The organism is Ferrovibrio xuzhouensis, assembly GCF_042648965.1.
Lineage (GTDB): Bacteria > Pseudomonadota > Alphaproteobacteria > Ferrovibrionales > Ferrovibrionaceae > Ferrovibrio > Ferrovibrio xuzhouensis.
On sequence record NZ_JBHRYJ010000007.1, the window covers coordinates 41,946 to 56,478 of the forward strand.

Genomic DNA, 14,533 nt, shown 5'->3' on the forward strand with positions numbered 1-14,533 from the left:
GACGTGGCAAAAAGCACGCGGCAATATGTTTTCGAAGGAATGGAGCTGCTCCCCGCAGCGCTCATTCCATTCGTCGAGAAGCGGTTGGAGACCTCCGTCAAGGGACATTGGCAGATCGAGGTCGTGCAGCGAGTACAGGGTCTCAAGCCCAATTCGGCAGGAGAGGTCGGCTGGGATCAGCAGGGTCTGCTCAAGACCATGATGGCATTCTGGAAGGATGCCTTCGCGTCGGTGCTTGGGCATCCCGAACGCTCCTATGTTTCCGAACTGCTCGATGTCCGCAACAAGCTCTCGCACAACGAGACCTTCACCTACGACGATGCCGAGCGGGCGTTGGACACGATGCGGCGGCTGATGGAGTCGATCAGCGCTGGCGAGGTTGCCGAGCAGCTCTCGAAGATGCGTGACACGATCCTCCGGACCAAATTCACAGAGCTTCAGCGCAACGAGGAGCGGCGAAAAACCCAGCGGCTGGATATCTCGGTCGAAACCGTGGCGGGATTGCTCCCGTGGCGCGAAGTGGTCGAACCGCATCCGGACGTCGCGACTGGCGAATTCCAGCAGGCCGAGTTCGCGGCGGACCTTGCCAAAGTCCATTCTGGCAGCGCGCCCGCCGAGTATCGTGACCCTGGTCAGTTCTTCAGCCGGACGTATCTCACCGAGGGTTTGAGCACGCTTCTGGTTGGCGCCGCCAAACGGCTTGCCGGCAGCGGCGGCGATCCGGTGGTCGAACTGCAAACCAATTTTGGTGGCGGTAAGACCCACTCGATGCTCGCCCTTTATCACATGGCGGGTGGAACGCCGGTACAGGACCTGTCCGGACTTGACCGCTTGCTGGACAAGCACGAGCTGAGCGTGCCTCAGAAGGTCAATCGCGCGGTGCTGGTCGGCACGTCGCGAGGACCACAGGATGTCCTCAATACCGATAGCGGCCAGAAGATCCGTACCACATGGGGCGAACTGGCATGGCAACTCGGCGGGGCAGAAGCCTTCGCCATGGTCGCCGAGAATGATGCCAACGGCATCGCGCCAGGCTCCCATCTTCTCGAGGCGATCTTCAAGAAATACGCGCCGTGCCTGATCCTGATCGACGAATGGGTCGCCTATCTGAGGCAAATCTACAAAGTCGAAGGGCTGCCGTCGGGATCGTTCGACGCGAACCTGTCCTTCGTCCAGTCGCTGACCGAGGCGGTCAAGGCCAGCCCCGGCACTCTGCTGGTCGCCTCCTTGCCGGCATCACAGATCGAGGTTGGCGGCGAAGGCGGCCAGGAGGCATTGGCGCGGCTCAAGCAGACCTTCAGCCGTGTCGAGTCGTCATGGCGGCCGGCGAGCCAGGAAGAAAGCTATGAGATTGTTCGGCGGCGGCTGTTCAAGGACATCCCCGGCGATAAGTTCCATCACCGCGACAACACGCTGAAGCAGTTCGCGAAGCTGTATCGCGAGAACGCCAACGACTTCCCGCAGGGCTGCGCGGATGAGGACTACAGGCGCAAGCTGGAAAAAGCCTATCCGATCCATCCCGAGCTGTTCGACCAGCTCTATGCGACCTGGGGATCGCTTGAAAAATTCCAGCGCACGCGCGGTGTGCTGCGGTTGATGGCTCAGGCCATCCATGAGCTTTGGATGAATGGCGATCCATCGGTGATGATCATGCCGGGCAGTGTCGCCGTGAGTTCCCCGCGCGTGGAGCCGGAATTGCTCCACTACCTCGATGTGACCTGGCAGTCGATCATCGCTGGCGATGTCGATGGCACGACGTCCACACCCTATAAGATCGATCAGTCGGCGCCCAACCTGAACCGGTATTCGGCAACTCGGCGCGTCGCCCGCGCGGTCTTCATGGGCACAGCGCCCACCCATCAGCAGCAGAACACCGGCCTCGACGACAAGCAGATCAATCTCGGGGTCGTGCAGCCCGGCGAGCGTCCGGCGATCTTTGGCGACGCACTACGCCGGCTGACCAACCAAGCCAAGTTCATGCACGCTGATCTCGGCCGCTACTGGTATTCCATGTCGGCGAGTCTCAACCGCATCGCGGCGGACAAGGCGGCGCAGATCGAGACGGCGCTGGTCGACGTGACGATCGACGCCGAACTCGGAAAATACGTGAATGGGCTCACGGATCGCGGCCATTTTGATGCCGTGCAGGTCGCGCCGGCCTCATCAGCAGAAGTCCCCGATGAAGCGGGCGGCGTCCGCGCCGTCGTGCTGGGTGTCAAACACCCGCATAACGGACGTGATGGTTCGGAGGCGCTGGTCGAGGCCAAAGATATCCTCACGCAGCGTGGCAGCACGCCGCGCGTCTATCGCAATATGCTGGTGTTCATCGCCGCGGAAGCCCGCCAGCTTGATCATCTGAAAGACGCCGTGCGCGCGTCGCTCGCCTGGGGCGAGATCGTGCGGGATACGGAGCGGCTGAACCTCACCCAGAGCGATAGCGCGCTGGCCAAGGCAAAGCTGACTGAAGCGAACGAGACGATGAAAACCCGCCTGAAAGAGGCGTGGTGCTATCTGCATTACCCGGCCCAGGAAAGCGCCCAAGCCGATTGGGAGTGGGTATCGGGTAAGATTCCGGCGCAGGATGGGCTGCTGGCGCGGGCCAGCAAAAAGCTGGTGGCGGAAGAGGGCTTGCTCGTGGAGTTGGGGCCGTCGCGCCTCGACCGCGATCTCCAGAAATACATCTGGAATGACAAGCCGCGACTGTCGCTGAAGGATCTGCGGGAATATCTCAATCGCTACATCTATTTGCCGCGTCTCAAGGGACAGGACGTTCTGGTCAAAGCCGTGCAGGCGGCCGTGAGCGGGATGTTGCCCGGTCCCTTCGCCTATGCCGAACGATGGGACGAGAAGTCGGACACTTATATGGGGCTGGCGATCGAGCGGGCGATCAGCGCCGTGGTGGTGATCGACAGCGACAGTGTAATCGTGAGACCCGAGGTAGCCGAAGCGCACCGTCCGGTGCCGGTGCGGCCGGGAACCGGTGACACGCCCTCAGGACCCGGCGACAGTACGCCAGCGCCAGATGGACAATCGACGGACGGTGAACCGCCGGCACCTCCAGCGGACAAGAAGCCGACGCGCTTTTCCGGTGCCGTGATGATCTCACCGGAGCGACCGGCTCGAGACATCCATCAGATCGTCGAAGCGATCGTCGAACAACTGACGACGCTGCCGGGCAGCCAGGTGAAGATCCGACTTGAGATTGACGCCGAAGTGCCTGACGGTCTCGATCGCGCCAAGGTTCGGACGCTGGTCGAGAATGCCAATACACTTGGATTCATAGAGAAATCCGTAGAGTGACAGCCGGTCGGCGTTACCCAGTGTGGCCGGGGAACGCCGACGAACTTTGTCGTCACGCTGGGAAATCGGTTTGGCAAGCCTCGCAGCGTCTCTGTCAAGCATTCGGGATAAGGGGACTCCCCGGACAATTTCCAGGTGTGAGTATGAACTTTCGACATCTGCGCTATTTCGTTGCAGCTTTCGAGCATGGAAGCTTTCGAAAGGCGGGTGCAGCGCTCGGTGTGCAGGAGTCCACGATCAGTCGCCGGATTCGCGACATGGAAGATGGGCTCGGTTCAGCGTTGTTTCATCGCCATAGCGGCGGCGTGTGCCTGACCGTCGCAGGGCAGCGGCTGTTGTCGAAGGCGCGAAAGGTCCTTCGCTACGTCAACGAAGGCACGGAGATCGTGGACGCGGTCGGGCGCGGCGAGGAAGGCCATCTGCGGGTAGGTATTTTCACCTCGCTGGCATCCGGCTTTCTCCCCGACCTGCTGCGTGGCTTTGCCGAGGAGCATCCTGGCGTCCATATCGAGGTCGCCGACGGCAACCCCGCAGAGCATGTCGCAGCGATCCGGCAGTTCCGATTGGACATCGCCTTTCTGACGGGGACCTTGGACTGGCCACGATGCGAGACCGACTATCTCTGGTCAGAGCGTGTTTTCGTGGTGCCGCCTGAATCGCACGCGCTTGCTCAGAAAGAGGAGGTGCATTGGCATGACCTCGCGCATGAGCCGTTCATCGTCAGCGACGTGCCTCCGGGTCAGGAAATTCATGACTATCTGGTGCAGCGGGTCGCTGATCTCGGCCACCATCCGAAAATACAATCACAGTTTGTCGGGCGCGATAATCTGTTGACGCTTGTCGCGATCGGCAGCGGGCTCACGGTCACAAGCGAGGCGACGACAGCAGCCCATGTGCCGGGCATCTGCTACAGGCCAATCGTCGGCGAGGTTCTTCCCTTTAGCGGCGTATGGTCGCCGAAGAACGATAATCCGGCGCTCAGGCGCTTCGTCAGCATGGCGAAGGTGTTGGCGCGCAGCCAAGGCGCGGAACTATGAACCAGGACCGCCGACGGGTTTCGCTCTGCGGGCTTTGGCGAACCCGCGATCGGTTGCGATGAAGCGCTCCAGCATCGGTACGATCAGCTGGACGGGATCGCGCACAGGCTGGCCGGTCTGGCGCCCGAGCACTTCGGCGTAGGCGGTGAGATCGCGGTGGAGCGATGCCGGTAGCTCCAGCGTCGCCTTGACCGGCTTTTCCTCCATGATCGGACCGAGCTTCAATTTCGTCATGTCAGCCTCCGTAGGGTTCGAGGACGAGATCGCGGGTGACGATCACCCTGACCGGGAAACCCGGCCGGATGGTCAGCGTCGGCGCAATATTGAGCTGGCGGCGGATGATCTGCTGGCCTGCGTCGTTGATGGTGTCCTGTCCGCCGTTGCGGATTGCGCGCAAAAGTCGGTCCTGGTCGTCGACGGCGAGTTCGGCCCCGACCGAAAGAAGCGTCGAGAGGCCAGCGGCCTTGGCGAGATCCCACCAGTGGTAATCGACCCCATCCTCCAGACCGGCATAGCCCTGCGTGTCTGCGCCGGGCTGGCGTTCGAGCACGATCGAGCGTCCGTTGGGGAATATGAGGCGGCTCCACACCAAGAGGATACGACGCTGTCCGAAGCCGACGTCGTTGCTGTATTCGCCGATGATGCGCGTTCCTTGCGGAACGACGAGGATGCGCCCGGTCGGGCTGTCATAGATATTTTCAGTCACCTGGGCGGTGATCTGCCCCGGCAGATCGGAACGAATGCCGGTGATGAGGGCGGCCGAGATGACCGCGCCCGCCTGGAGGACATAAGGCGACGCCGGCGCCATGATGCGGTCGGCGGCAATGGTGCGGCGGTCGACGGGAGCGTTGAGGAAGGCAAGCTGGCGATCCTGCGCGGTCTGGGTGCCTGGTTGCGCACCTGTTCCCACACCGGCAAGGCCGGGGCTGGTCATGCCGACGGATGCCGACGTTGAGACCGGGCCAGCATCGAAAAACACCTGGCTGGTGCGCGCCGCTTCCAGCTCGGCGAGACGGCGTTGCTCCTCGGGGTCAGCCTGCGGGGGTGCCATGGCGGGCGGTACGACAGGCTGGCCCTGGTTCTGTGCACTGACAATCGGGCGGCCGAGATCTCCCGGTAGCGCCGGACCAAGCACAGGCCCGGTATAATCGCGCGGCAAGCCGGCCAGGCCATCGGCCGTGGCGCGATTATCGGTCGAATAGAGTTCATCGCCGCTCTTGCCGGGATCGCGGGTCTGGAGCGCGTAGATGAGGGAACCGCCGATGCCGACAAGGGCAACGGCGGCCGCGCCAGCGAGCACCTTGCGCGACAGCCGCGTGACGCGCGGAGACTCGGCGCGCAGGCGCATGGGCGATGTTGAATCGACAAAAGGCCCCGATGGCTGCCGTGGTTCGGGGGTGTCGTTGTCGGTATCACTCATGATGCAGGCTTCCCATCGGTTCGCACGATCCTGACGGTTTGCTGGCGGTTGCCGCCGCCGAGACGCAACTCGGCGGCGCCGAAGATGCGGTCCACGATCAGGATGTTCTGGTAGATGCGGCTGTTGACGAGCTGGGGTTCGCCGTCGGCGCCGAGGACGAAGATGGGCGGCATTTCGCCCTGGACGATGCCGCGCGGAAACTCGACATAGACCCGCCGGCCGTCGTCATAAACGGAGACCGGCCGCCAGGGCGGTGTGTCGCCGGTGATGCCGTATCGATAGTGACGTGCGGCGGCTGCGGGAATGATCGGTGTCGCCGGGGTGTTGGCGCGCTGCGATGCCGGGGGCACGGGATAGGCCCATGCCACGGCTGGCATGTACGGCTTCGCTTCCGCCCTGAGTTCGAGCATGTAGATGCGGCGGTCGGTCGTGATGACGAGGTTCGTGGTGATGTCGGGGCGCGTCGGCTTGACGAGGATGTGGACGCGGCGCGAGAGGCCGGAACCGCTCTCGGTATCGCCGATGATCCAGCGGGCGGTGTCGCCGGCGGCGATCGGGCCAGCGCCGGTCAGTCTTTCGCCGGGTTCGAGCGCGATGTTGGTGATCTGACCGGGTGCCGCATAGACCTGATAGAGCGCGCCTTCGCTCCACGGATAGATCTGGATCGCATTGTAGTAGCCCTCGCGGCGCGGTTCGACGCGGGCGGCGGCGTTGGCGTTCTCGACGCGGCCGCTTGGCGTGTTCGCGGCGGTTCCGCCATGCGCGGGCGTCCAGGCGGGCGGCGTATGCAACGGCCGCGGCGGTTGCTCGGTGACTGGAGTCGGCACCGCCGGCAGAGGTGGCACGTCACTGTCATAGCTGATGGTGGGCGGCTTGAACGTCGCGCATCCCGCCAGCATGGTGGCAGAAAGCAGCACCATCGCCAAAGCGGATTTACGTACAGCCGGAAAGCCGGGCCTACGGCGAGGCCCGCTCATTGGGACATCTCCCGCGACCAGTTGATAGCGTTGACGTAGATCCCGAGTGGATTGGCGCGCAGCCGTTCGGCGTCACGCGGCGTCTGGATGACGATGGTCAGAATCGCGGTCCAGCGTTCGGTCTCGGCGAGCTGGCCGTTCTCGTAACGCTTCTCCGTCCAGGCGACGCGGAAGGAATCCTGGGAGGCACGGATGACGCTCGATACTTCGACGGCGATTTGTTGCTTGCCGACCTTGGTGAATGGGTCGTTGGTGCGGGCATAGTCGTTCAGCGCGCCTGCGCCGCGGTCGGTGGTCCATTCATAGGCGCGCAGCCAGTTCTGCCGCACGATGATCGGATCGGCGGGGATGCTTCTGACCTGCTCGATGAAGCGGGCGAGATGCCAGGCTACCTGCGGATCGGTCGGCCGGTAATCGGCCGTCGCCGGTGCCACCGATTGCGCTTGGCCGAGACGATCGACCTGCACGACCCAGGGGACGACGGTGCCGCGCGCCGACTGCCAGACCAGTGCGGCGGCGAAACCGGCCGACAGGAACAGCGAGCCGAAGGCCATGATGCGCCAGTTTCTGGCCTGTATGCGGGCCGAACCAATTCGTTCGTCCCAGACCTGGGCGGCCTTCTGATAGGGCGTTTCGGGTTCGGGCGATTTCCCATAGTGAGCGGAGGGCCGTTTGAAGAGGTTCATGAGCGGTCACTTTCGGAGAGGTTGACGGAGGAGCCGCCGCCATGGCCGTCACCGGAGCGGACGGCATGGGCGGCGAGGGTGGCTCCGTGGCTGAGGGACTGGCCGCGCTTCATGCGCTTTGCCCAGTCGGGCTGGCCGTCGCGGGGCGTTGCCGCGGCTTCGCCTGTCGTCCCGGACCCAGGGATGGCGCCCATGGTCGAAGAGCCACCGGTCGCGCCGAAACCGGCCTTGGCGCCTTCCGAGAAGCTGGACTTGACGCCTTCGGCGGCGCGCGCCGTCGCGCGCTTCAGGGGTGACACTGTGGCCGCTCCGGTCGCGCGGGCGACGCCGCCGAGACCAGAGGCGACGCCAGCGGCTCCGGACTGGCCGAGCGAGCCGACGCTGTAGGCAGCGGCGGCTCCGCCTGCGGCAGCCGCTCCACCCCGCACGGCGGCAGCACCGCCGGACATCGCAGCCGCTCCTCCCTTCATGGCAAGGCCTGCCGCGCCACCAGCTGCGAGCGCAGCCCCACCGACGGCAAGCCCGGTGCCGACAGCCGCACCGGCGCCGAGTTGCGGTCCGCCGCTGACCAGACCGGCAGCGATGCCGGGACCGAAGATGCCGAGACCGAGCAGCGATAGCGCGGCGAGGACAATCGCCATGGCGTCGTCGATCGTGGGCGTTGCACCGCCGAAGCCGGCCGTGAACTGGCTGAACAACGTCGAGCCGATGCCGATAATGACCGCGAGAACGAGGACCTTGATACCGGACGAGACGACATTGCCGAGGACACGCTCAGCCATGAAAGCGGTCTTGCCGAAAAGGCCGAAAGGGATGAGGACGAAGCCCGCCAGCGTCGTCAGCTTGAATTCGATCAAGGTAACGAAGAGCTGGATCGCCAGGATGAAGAAGGCGAGCAGCACCAACGCCCAGGCGAAGAGCAGGCAGGCGATCTGGATGAAGTTCTCGAAGAACGCGATCCAACCCATCAGGTCGGAGATGGATTCGAGCAAGGGGCGCGCGGCGTCCAGCCCGGTCTGCGCCACTTTGCCGGGACGCATCAGATCCTGCGCGGTGAAGCTGGTGCCCGAAGCTTTGAGGCCCAATCCCGCGAACGAGTCGAAGACGATCTTGGCGAGGTTGTTCCAGTTGCCGATGAGATAGGCGAAGACGCCGACGAAGAGCGTCTTCTTCACGAGCCGGGCGATGATGTCGTCTTCCGCGCCCCAGCTCCAGAACAGGGCGGCAAGCGTCACATCGATGACGATCAGCGTCGTAGCGATGAACGCGACCTCGCCGCCGAGCAGTCCGAAGCCGCTGTTGATGTAGGAGGTGAAGACCCCGAGGAAATTGTCGATGACGCCTGCGCCGCCCATGGTTCACCGTCCTTCTGTTGTCGGGACGGCAGGTGCCGGAGGGCGGCCAAGGAAGCGATCACGGCTCTCGGCCCAGACGCGCATGCAGTCGGTATCGCTCGCCGCAGCCTGGCCAAGCTGCTGGCACCGGCGCTGCTCTTCGCGCAGCGGATCACGCGCGGGTTCGACAACGCGGGCGTGCCCCATCTCCGGAGGCGTCTCATTCCGGGTCATCTCGATCGCCGTCGCCGTGATGGCGACGGCGACGAAGACGACGGCGCCCAACCGGGCCAGCATCTTGCCGTCCATGGCTGCACCCTCAGTTGCCGTTGCCGAACATCTGCGCGTTGCCGGGCTGGTAGCCCGAACCAGGCGTCAGGAAGCGGCGCCGCTGCTCACGGCCTTGGTCGGCGGCAGCGGCACGCTCGGCCTCGGTGAGCGCCTCGGAGCGGCCATTGGCGGAGATCAGCGCAACCAGATCGGAAAGCTGCTGAGATTGAAGCGCGAGAAGTTGGTTGCCGGCCTGGGTCGCCTGCAATGCGCCTTGCGCGCCCTGGCTCTGGCTGACGAGGTTGGACATCTGCGTGCGGTTGCTGTCGATATTGCCGACGACGCCGGCCTGCACCCGCATGGCGTCCTGCAAGCCGCCCACGGTGTTCTGCCAGCGCGAGCGGGCGTCGGTGACGAGCTTGGCATCGGAGGCCGAAAGCGAGACGCCACCATATTGCTGCTGGAACATCTGGTCGACGTTCTGGACGTCGAAGGCGATGTTCTGCGCTTGGCTGAGAAGCTGCTGCGTGCGCTGGACGTTTTGCTGAATCTGCTGGAGCGCCGAATAGGGCAGGTTCGCCAGATTCTTGGCCTGGTTGATGAGGCTTTGCGCCTCGTTCTGGAGCGAGCGGATCTGGTTGTTGATCTGCTCGAGGGAGCGCGCCGCCGTCAGGACGTTCTGGGCGTAGTTGGTAGGGTCATAGACGATACCGCCGAAGCCGAACTGCGCGTGTGCTGGCGCGGTCAGCATAAGCGACGCGGCGAGTGGCATCGCCAGGATGACTGCCGCGAGCGAAAGCGCGCGCCGACGTGAGCGTTGGGTCGTCATGGTCTCTACTCCTTCTCAGGCTGGGGGATGAGGTTCGTCAGGTCGGGGATGAGATCCGCGGCCCACCCGGCGCCGCGCAGACGTAGCCAGGCGGAGAGGAAGCCCTCGCGGCCATGCTCGGCGACGGTGCGCCCGATCTCGGACTGGTCGGTCTTGGAGGAGGCGGCCGCGAGGGCGAGGCCGACTTCGGACAGGCCCAGCTCGAACAGGCGATTGCCGCGCCGCGACTGGCAGTAATAATCCCGCTTGGGCGTGGCGCGGGCGAGGATCTCGATCTGGCGGTCGTTGAGCCCGAAGCGCCGATAGATCGCGGTGATCTGCGGCTCGATCGCGCGTTCGTTCGGCAGCAGCAATCGCGTCGGGCAGCTCTCGATGATGGCGGGGGCGATGCCGCTGTTGTCGATGTCCGACAGCGACTGCGTGGCGAAGATGACACTGGCGTTCTTCTTGCGCAGGGTCTTCAGCCACTCGCGCAGTTGCCCGGAGAAAGCGTCGTCATCGAGCGCGAGCCAGCCCTCGTCGATGATGAGCAGGGTCGGCCGCCCGTCGAAGCGATCGCCAATGCGATGGAAGAGATAGGAGAGCACGGCGGGCGCGGCGCCGGTCCCGACCAGTCCCTCGATCTCGAACGCCTGCACCGATGCTGCGCCGAGATGTTCGGCTTCCGCATCGAGCAGCCGGCCATAGGCGCCGCCGACGCAATAGGGCCGCAGCGCCTGCTTCAGGTCGTTTGATTGCAGCAACACCGTGAGGCCGGTGATGGTGCGCTCCTCGATCGGGGCCGAGGCCAGTGAGGTGAGCGCCGTCCAGAGATGCTCTTTCACATCCGGCGTGATGGCGATGCCTTCGCGGATCAGGATCGCGGCGATCCAGTCGGCCGCCCAGCCGCGTTCCGGCGTGTCGTGAATGCGCGCGAGCGGTTGCAGCGAGACCGAGGACTCCACGCCATCGGTGAGGTCGCCGCCGAGATCATGCCAATCCCCGCCCATGGCGAGCACGGCGGCGCGGATCGAGCCGCCGAAGTCGAAGGCAAAGACCTGCGAATTGACGTAGCGGCGGAATTGCAAGGCCATGACGGCGAGCAGTACGGATTTGCCCGCGCCGGTGGGGCCGACGACGAGCGTATGGCCGACGTCGCCGACATGCAGGGAAAACCGGAACGGGGTAGAGCCCTCGGTCTTGCCGAACAGCAAGGGGGGCGACCCGAAATGCTCGTCCCGTTCCGGCCCCGCCCACACCGCCGAAAGCGGGATCATGTGGGCGAGATTCAGCGTCGAGATGGGGGGCTGGCGCACATTGGCGTAAACGTGCCCTGGCAATGACCCCAACCAGGCATCGACGGCATTGATGGTTTCGGTCATTGCCGTGAAGTCACGGCCTTGAATGACCTTCTCGACGAGCCGCAGTTTCTCGTCGGCGATGCGTGGATCGTCGTCCCAGATCGCGACCGTGGCGGTCACATAAGCCTGGCCGGCAAAGTCGGCGCCGAGTTCCTGAAGAGCGAGGTCTGCATCGGCAGCCTTGTTGGAAGCGTCGGTATCGACCAGCGCGGACGCTTCGTTGGTCATTACCTCCTTGAGGATCGCCGCGATCGATTTGCGCTTGGCGAACCATTGTCGCCGAATCTTGGTCAGCAGCTTGGTCGCGTCGGTCTTGTCGAGCAGGATCGCGCGTGTCGACCAGCGGTAGGGAAAGGCGAGACGATTGAGATCGTCGAGGATGCCGGGCGTGGTCACGGTCGGAAAGCCGACGATGGTGAGAATGCGCAGATGGGCCGTTCCGAGACGCGGCTCGAGGCCGCCGGTCAGCGGCTGATCGGCGAGCAGCGCATCGAGATAGATCGGGGTTTCCGGCACGCGGACGCGGTGCCGCTTGGTCGAAACTGTCGAATGGAGATAGGTCAGCGTCTCGCTGCTATCGAGCCAGGCGCATTCGGGCATGAAGCCGTCGAGCAGCGCGAGCACGCGATCGGTACGATCGATGAATGTGTTGAGGACCTCCTTCGGATCGATGCCGCCGCGCTCGCGTCCCTCGTAGAGCCAAGCCTCTGTGCGTGCGGCGTCTTCGGCCGGCGGCAGATAGGTGACGGTGAGGTAGTAGCCGGAGATGTAGTGCGCGCCGGCTTCCTCGAAATCGGCCTTGCGCTCGGCATCGAGGAGGGCCGCGGCGGCGTCGGGAAACAGGCTGGACGGATAGGTCGATGCTTCGTGGCGCTGCGCCTCGACGAAGATCGCCCAGCCCGAACCGAGCCGGCGGAATGCGTTGTTGAGCCGCCCGGCGACGGCGACCAGCTCGGCCGCGACGGCGGAATCCAGGTCGGGACCACGGAAGCGCGCCGTGCGCTGGAAGCTCCCGTCCTTGTTAAGGGCCACGCCTTCGGCGACGAGCGCAGCCCAGGGCAGATAGTCCGAGAGACGGGCTGCGGTGCGGCGATATTCGGCAAGGTTCATCATCGCGATGTGCCTCCTCAGACGGACAGGTGAGCGGGAATGCGCAGATGACGGCGGCCGACCTCTACGAAGAGCGGATCGCGCTTCGCCGCCCAGACTGCCGCGAAGTGGCCGATGGCCCAGATGGCGAGGCCAACGAGCCAAATGCGCAGGCCGAGACCCACAGCCCCGGCCAGCGTGCCATTCAGGATGGCAATGCTCCTCGGTGCGCCGCCGAGCAGGATGTGCTCGGTTAGCGCCCGGTGGACCTGGATCGTGAAACCCGGCACGGCGTCGAGCTGCTCAAAGCTCGTTGCCATCAGACGAGCGCCCCGCCGCCGAACGAGAAGAACGACAGGAAGAACGAGCTGGCCGCAAACGCGATCGACAGGCCGAAGACGATCTGGATCAGCTTGCGAAAGCCGCCCGAGGTGTCGCCGAACGCCAACGCCAGGCCGGTGGCGATGATGATGATGACGGCGACGATCTTGGCGACCGGCCCCTCGATGGATTCGAGAATTTTCTGAAGCGGGGCTTCCCATGGCATGGACGAGCCGGAGGCATGGGCGGCGGGGACGAGGACGAGATTGATATAGGTAAAGGCGACCGCCGCCGCGATGACGCGGCGAGCGCGCAGGGTGGTGAGGATCATTTAGGGTCTCCTGTGCTGGCGGGGTGTGCGGGGACGACGCGGTAGTCGCCGTCGGGGCCGAGCCCTTCGACGCGGGTGAGTTCGGCCAGCCGGCGTGCGGAGCCGCGACCCGACAGGACGGCCACGATGTCGATGGTCTCGGCAATCAGCGCGCGCGGGACGGTGACGACGGCCTCTTGAATGAGTTGTTCGAGGCGTCGTAGCGCTCCGATTCCGGTGCCGGCATGGATCGTCCCGATTCCACCCGGATGGCCGGTGCCCCAGGCTTTGAGGAGGTCGAGGGCTTCCGCCCCGCGCACCTCGCCGATGGGGATGCGATCGGGGCGCAGACGCAGCGAGGATCGGACCAGCTCGGAGAGCGTGGCGACGCCCTCTTTGGTCCGCATGGCGACGAGGTTGGGTGCGGCACATTGCAGCTCGCGCGTGTCCTCGATGATGACGACGCGATCGGATGATTTCGCGACCTCGGCGAGGAGCGCATTGGTGAGCGTGGTCTTGCCGGTGGAGGTGCCGCCCGCGACAAGGATGTTGGCGCGCGAGACGACCGCCGTGCGCAGCGTCGCGGCCTGGTCGGCATTCATGATGCCGGCTGCCACATAGTTATCGAGCGTGAAGACCGCGACGGCAGGCTTGCGGATGGCGAAGGTTGGCGCGGCGACAACGGGCGGCAGCAGGCCCTCGAACCGCTCGCCGGTCTCGGGCAGTTCGGCCGAGACGCGCGGGCTGCGCGGGTGGACCTCGGCGCCGACATGGTGCGCGACGAGGCGCACGATGCGTTCGCCATCGGCGGCGGACAGCCGCTCTCCCGTATCGGCAAGGCCCTCCGACAGTCGATCCACCCAGAGGCGACCGTCCGGGTTCAACATCACCTCGACGACGGATGGGTCTTCGAGCAGATGGGTGATGGTCGAACCGAGCGCCGTGCGCAGCATTCGCGCACCACGCGCGAGAGCTTCCGGCTTCTGGCTGGTTGTGGTCATTTCTGCCCCGCTTCCTGACGGGGCAAAACAGATGGTCCCCGGATCGGGGTGATTAAAAGAGCCCGGAAACGGATCGGTTCAACAAGTATCGGTCGTCGTAGTAGCGTGGCGTGCAAATACAGGAGAACGGCGGTGAGGCGCTGCTCTTGATCCCGGGCCAGCGGATTCTATCAACCGCTCGCCGTCTCTCCCGTCGGCGATTCGCCTACATCTTCGACGATCTCCTGCCGGAGCTTCGGCCCTTGCGCCAATCGACGTCCAAGCGCCGTGATGAAAGCCTCGTAGCGCTTCCCGACCATGGCCCGCGCGGCCTGGGCGGCGGTCTCGGGCAGTGCCGGCGTCGTGGTGAGCCAGAACCGGATGAACACGGCCATGGTCTCGACGGAGATTCCGACATCGCGCTCCATGCGCGTGAGGCGGCGGTCGATCTGGTCGAGGCGTTTGGCGACGACGGCCTCCCGCCGCTGCGCATCGTCCGGCGACAGGAAGGACGCGATGGCCGCCTCGGCGATCAGGGAGAGCGATTGTTCGCGCCGCGCGGCATAGTCGGTGAGCATCGCCATGATGTCGGGGTCGAGATAGACGGAGATTTGCACCTTTTTCTTGCGGCTAGTCATGA

Annotated in this window: 14 protein-coding genes; 2 read left to right on the forward strand and 12 right to left on the reverse strand. The window is 64.7% G+C overall.

Going from position 1 to position 14,533, the window contains the following annotated elements; genetic code table 11:
- The first annotated feature begins 3 nt into the window (after window positions 1–3).
- Both ACFOOQ_RS21205 and ACFOOQ_RS21210 read left to right on the forward strand, forming a co-directional pair.
- The gene (locus tag ACFOOQ_RS21205; RefSeq protein WP_120216254.1) at window positions 4–3,300 is read left to right on the forward strand and encodes a DUF499 domain-containing protein; all 3,297 of its coding nucleotides are present in this window, start codon (window positions 4–6) and stop codon (window positions 3,298–3,300) included.
- 143 nt (window positions 3,301–3,443) lie between these two features.
- Window positions 3,444–4,337 (forward strand): LysR family transcriptional regulator, encoded by an 894-nt coding sequence (locus ACFOOQ_RS21210; protein ID WP_379729718.1) that lies wholly within the window; start codon window positions 3,444–3,446, stop codon window positions 4,335–4,337.
- On the opposite strand, the gene ACFOOQ_RS21215 is transcribed toward ACFOOQ_RS21210, so the two are convergent.
- The 12 genes from ACFOOQ_RS21215 to ACFOOQ_RS21270 form a co-directional block, all read right to left on the reverse strand.
- The gene (locus tag ACFOOQ_RS21215; RefSeq protein WP_120216252.1) at window positions 4,332–4,571 is read right to left on the reverse strand and encodes a DUF2274 domain-containing protein; all 240 of its coding nucleotides are present in this window, start codon (window positions 4,569–4,571) and stop codon (window positions 4,332–4,334) included. The two genes, ACFOOQ_RS21210 and ACFOOQ_RS21215, sit on opposite strands and share 6 nt — an antisense overlap.
- Window position 4,572: 1 nt before the next feature.
- The gene (locus ACFOOQ_RS21220; protein ID WP_379729719.1) at window positions 4,573–5,757 is read right to left on the reverse strand and encodes a TrbI/VirB10 family protein; all 1,185 of its coding nucleotides are present in this window, start codon (window positions 5,755–5,757) and stop codon (window positions 4,573–4,575) included.
- Window positions 5,754–6,734: a P-type conjugative transfer protein TrbG gene (gene trbG / locus ACFOOQ_RS21225; RefSeq protein WP_120216250.1), complete on the reverse strand. Its 981-nt coding sequence runs from the start codon at window positions 6,732–6,734 to the stop codon at window positions 5,754–5,756. The genes ACFOOQ_RS21220 and trbG overlap by 4 nt, the downstream gene beginning before the upstream one ends.
- Window positions 6,731–7,420, reverse strand: a complete 690-nt coding sequence (trbF, locus tag ACFOOQ_RS21230; protein WP_120216249.1) for a conjugal transfer protein TrbF — start codon at window positions 7,418–7,420, stop codon at window positions 6,731–6,733. Before trbF ends, trbG begins: the two co-directional genes overlap by 4 nt.
- Window positions 7,417–8,775, reverse strand: a complete 1,359-nt coding sequence (gene trbL, locus ACFOOQ_RS21235; RefSeq protein ID WP_120216248.1) for a P-type conjugative transfer protein TrbL — start codon at window positions 8,773–8,775, stop codon at window positions 7,417–7,419. The genes trbF and trbL overlap by 4 nt, the downstream gene beginning before the upstream one ends.
- Before the next feature lie 3 nt (window positions 8,776–8,778).
- Entirely contained in the window at window positions 8,779–9,063 is a 285-nt protein-coding gene (gene trbK-alt / locus ACFOOQ_RS21240; RefSeq protein WP_120216247.1) for a putative entry exclusion protein TrbK-alt, read from the reverse strand.
- 10 nt (window positions 9,064–9,073) lie between these two features.
- Window positions 9,074–9,853 (reverse strand): P-type conjugative transfer protein TrbJ, encoded by a 780-nt coding sequence (gene trbJ, locus ACFOOQ_RS21245; protein ID WP_379729720.1) that lies wholly within the window; start codon window positions 9,851–9,853, stop codon window positions 9,074–9,076.
- A gap of 5 nt (window positions 9,854–9,858) precedes the next feature.
- Window positions 9,859–12,306, reverse strand: coding sequence for a conjugal transfer protein TrbE (gene trbE / locus ACFOOQ_RS21250; RefSeq protein WP_379729721.1), 2,448 nt, complete (start codon window positions 12,304–12,306; stop codon window positions 9,859–9,861).
- 14 nt (window positions 12,307–12,320) lie between these two features.
- Window positions 12,321–12,602: a VirB3 family type IV secretion system protein gene (locus ACFOOQ_RS21255; protein ID WP_379729722.1), complete on the reverse strand. Its 282-nt coding sequence runs from the start codon at window positions 12,600–12,602 to the stop codon at window positions 12,321–12,323.
- Complete coding sequence (locus ACFOOQ_RS21260; RefSeq protein ID WP_120216244.1) at window positions 12,602–12,934, reverse strand: TrbC/VirB2 family protein; 333 nt, start codon at window positions 12,932–12,934, stop codon at window positions 12,602–12,604. Before ACFOOQ_RS21260 ends, ACFOOQ_RS21255 begins: the two co-directional genes overlap by 1 nt.
- Window positions 12,931–13,914 carry a P-type conjugative transfer ATPase TrbB gene (trbB, locus tag ACFOOQ_RS21265; RefSeq protein ID WP_120216243.1) on the reverse strand — a complete coding sequence of 328 codons (984 nt, stop codon included), beginning with the start codon at window positions 13,912–13,914 and terminating at the stop codon, window positions 12,931–12,933. The genes ACFOOQ_RS21260 and trbB overlap by 4 nt, the downstream gene beginning before the upstream one ends.
- Before the next feature lie 170 nt (window positions 13,915–14,084).
- The gene (locus ACFOOQ_RS21270) at window positions 14,085–14,531 is read right to left on the reverse strand and encodes a CopG family transcriptional regulator (protein WP_120216242.1); all 447 of its coding nucleotides are present in this window, start codon (window positions 14,529–14,531) and stop codon (window positions 14,085–14,087) included.
- Between the last annotated feature and the right edge of the window lie 2 nt (window positions 14,532–14,533).

Bases quoted from the DNA above. Each gene is read 5' to 3' on its own strand.
- ACFOOQ_RS21210 (WP_379729718.1), top strand. From the start codon at position 3,444: ATGAACTTTCGACATCTGCGCTATTTCGTTGCAGCTTTCGAGCATGGA.
- ACFOOQ_RS21215 (WP_120216252.1), bottom strand. From the start codon at position 4,571: ATGACGAAATTGAAGCTCGGTCCGATCATGGAGGAAAAGCCGGTCAAG.
- ACFOOQ_RS21220 (WP_379729719.1), bottom strand. From the start codon at position 5,757: ATGAGTGATACCGACAACGACACCCCCGAACCACGGCAGCCATCGGGG.
- trbG (WP_120216250.1), bottom strand. From the start codon at position 6,734: ATGAGCGGGCCTCGCCGTAGGCCCGGCTTTCCGGCTGTACGTAAATCC.
- trbF (WP_120216249.1), bottom strand. From the start codon at position 7,420: ATGAACCTCTTCAAACGGCCCTCCGCTCACTATGGGAAATCGCCCGAA.
- trbL (WP_120216248.1), bottom strand. From the start codon at position 8,775: ATGGGCGGCGCAGGCGTCATCGACAATTTCCTCGGGGTCTTCACCTCC.
- trbK-alt (WP_120216247.1), bottom strand. From the start codon at position 9,063: ATGGACGGCAAGATGCTGGCCCGGTTGGGCGCCGTCGTCTTCGTCGCC.
- trbJ (WP_379729720.1), bottom strand. From the start codon at position 9,853: ATGACGACCCAACGCTCACGTCGGCGCGCGCTTTCGCTCGCGGCAGTC.
- trbE (WP_379729721.1), bottom strand. From the start codon at position 12,306: ATGATGAACCTTGCCGAATATCGCCGCACCGCAGCCCGTCTCTCGGAC.
- ACFOOQ_RS21255 (WP_379729722.1), bottom strand. From the start codon at position 12,602: ATGGCAACGAGCTTTGAGCAGCTCGACGCCGTGCCGGGTTTCACGATC.
- ACFOOQ_RS21260 (WP_120216244.1), bottom strand. From the start codon at position 12,934: ATGATCCTCACCACCCTGCGCGCTCGCCGCGTCATCGCGGCGGCGGTC.
- trbB (WP_120216243.1), bottom strand. From the start codon at position 13,914: ATGACCACAACCAGCCAGAAGCCGGAAGCTCTCGCGCGTGGTGCGCGA.
- ACFOOQ_RS21270 (WP_120216242.1), bottom strand. From the start codon at position 14,531: ATGACTAGCCGCAAGAAAAAGGTGCAAATCTCCGTCTATCTCGACCCC.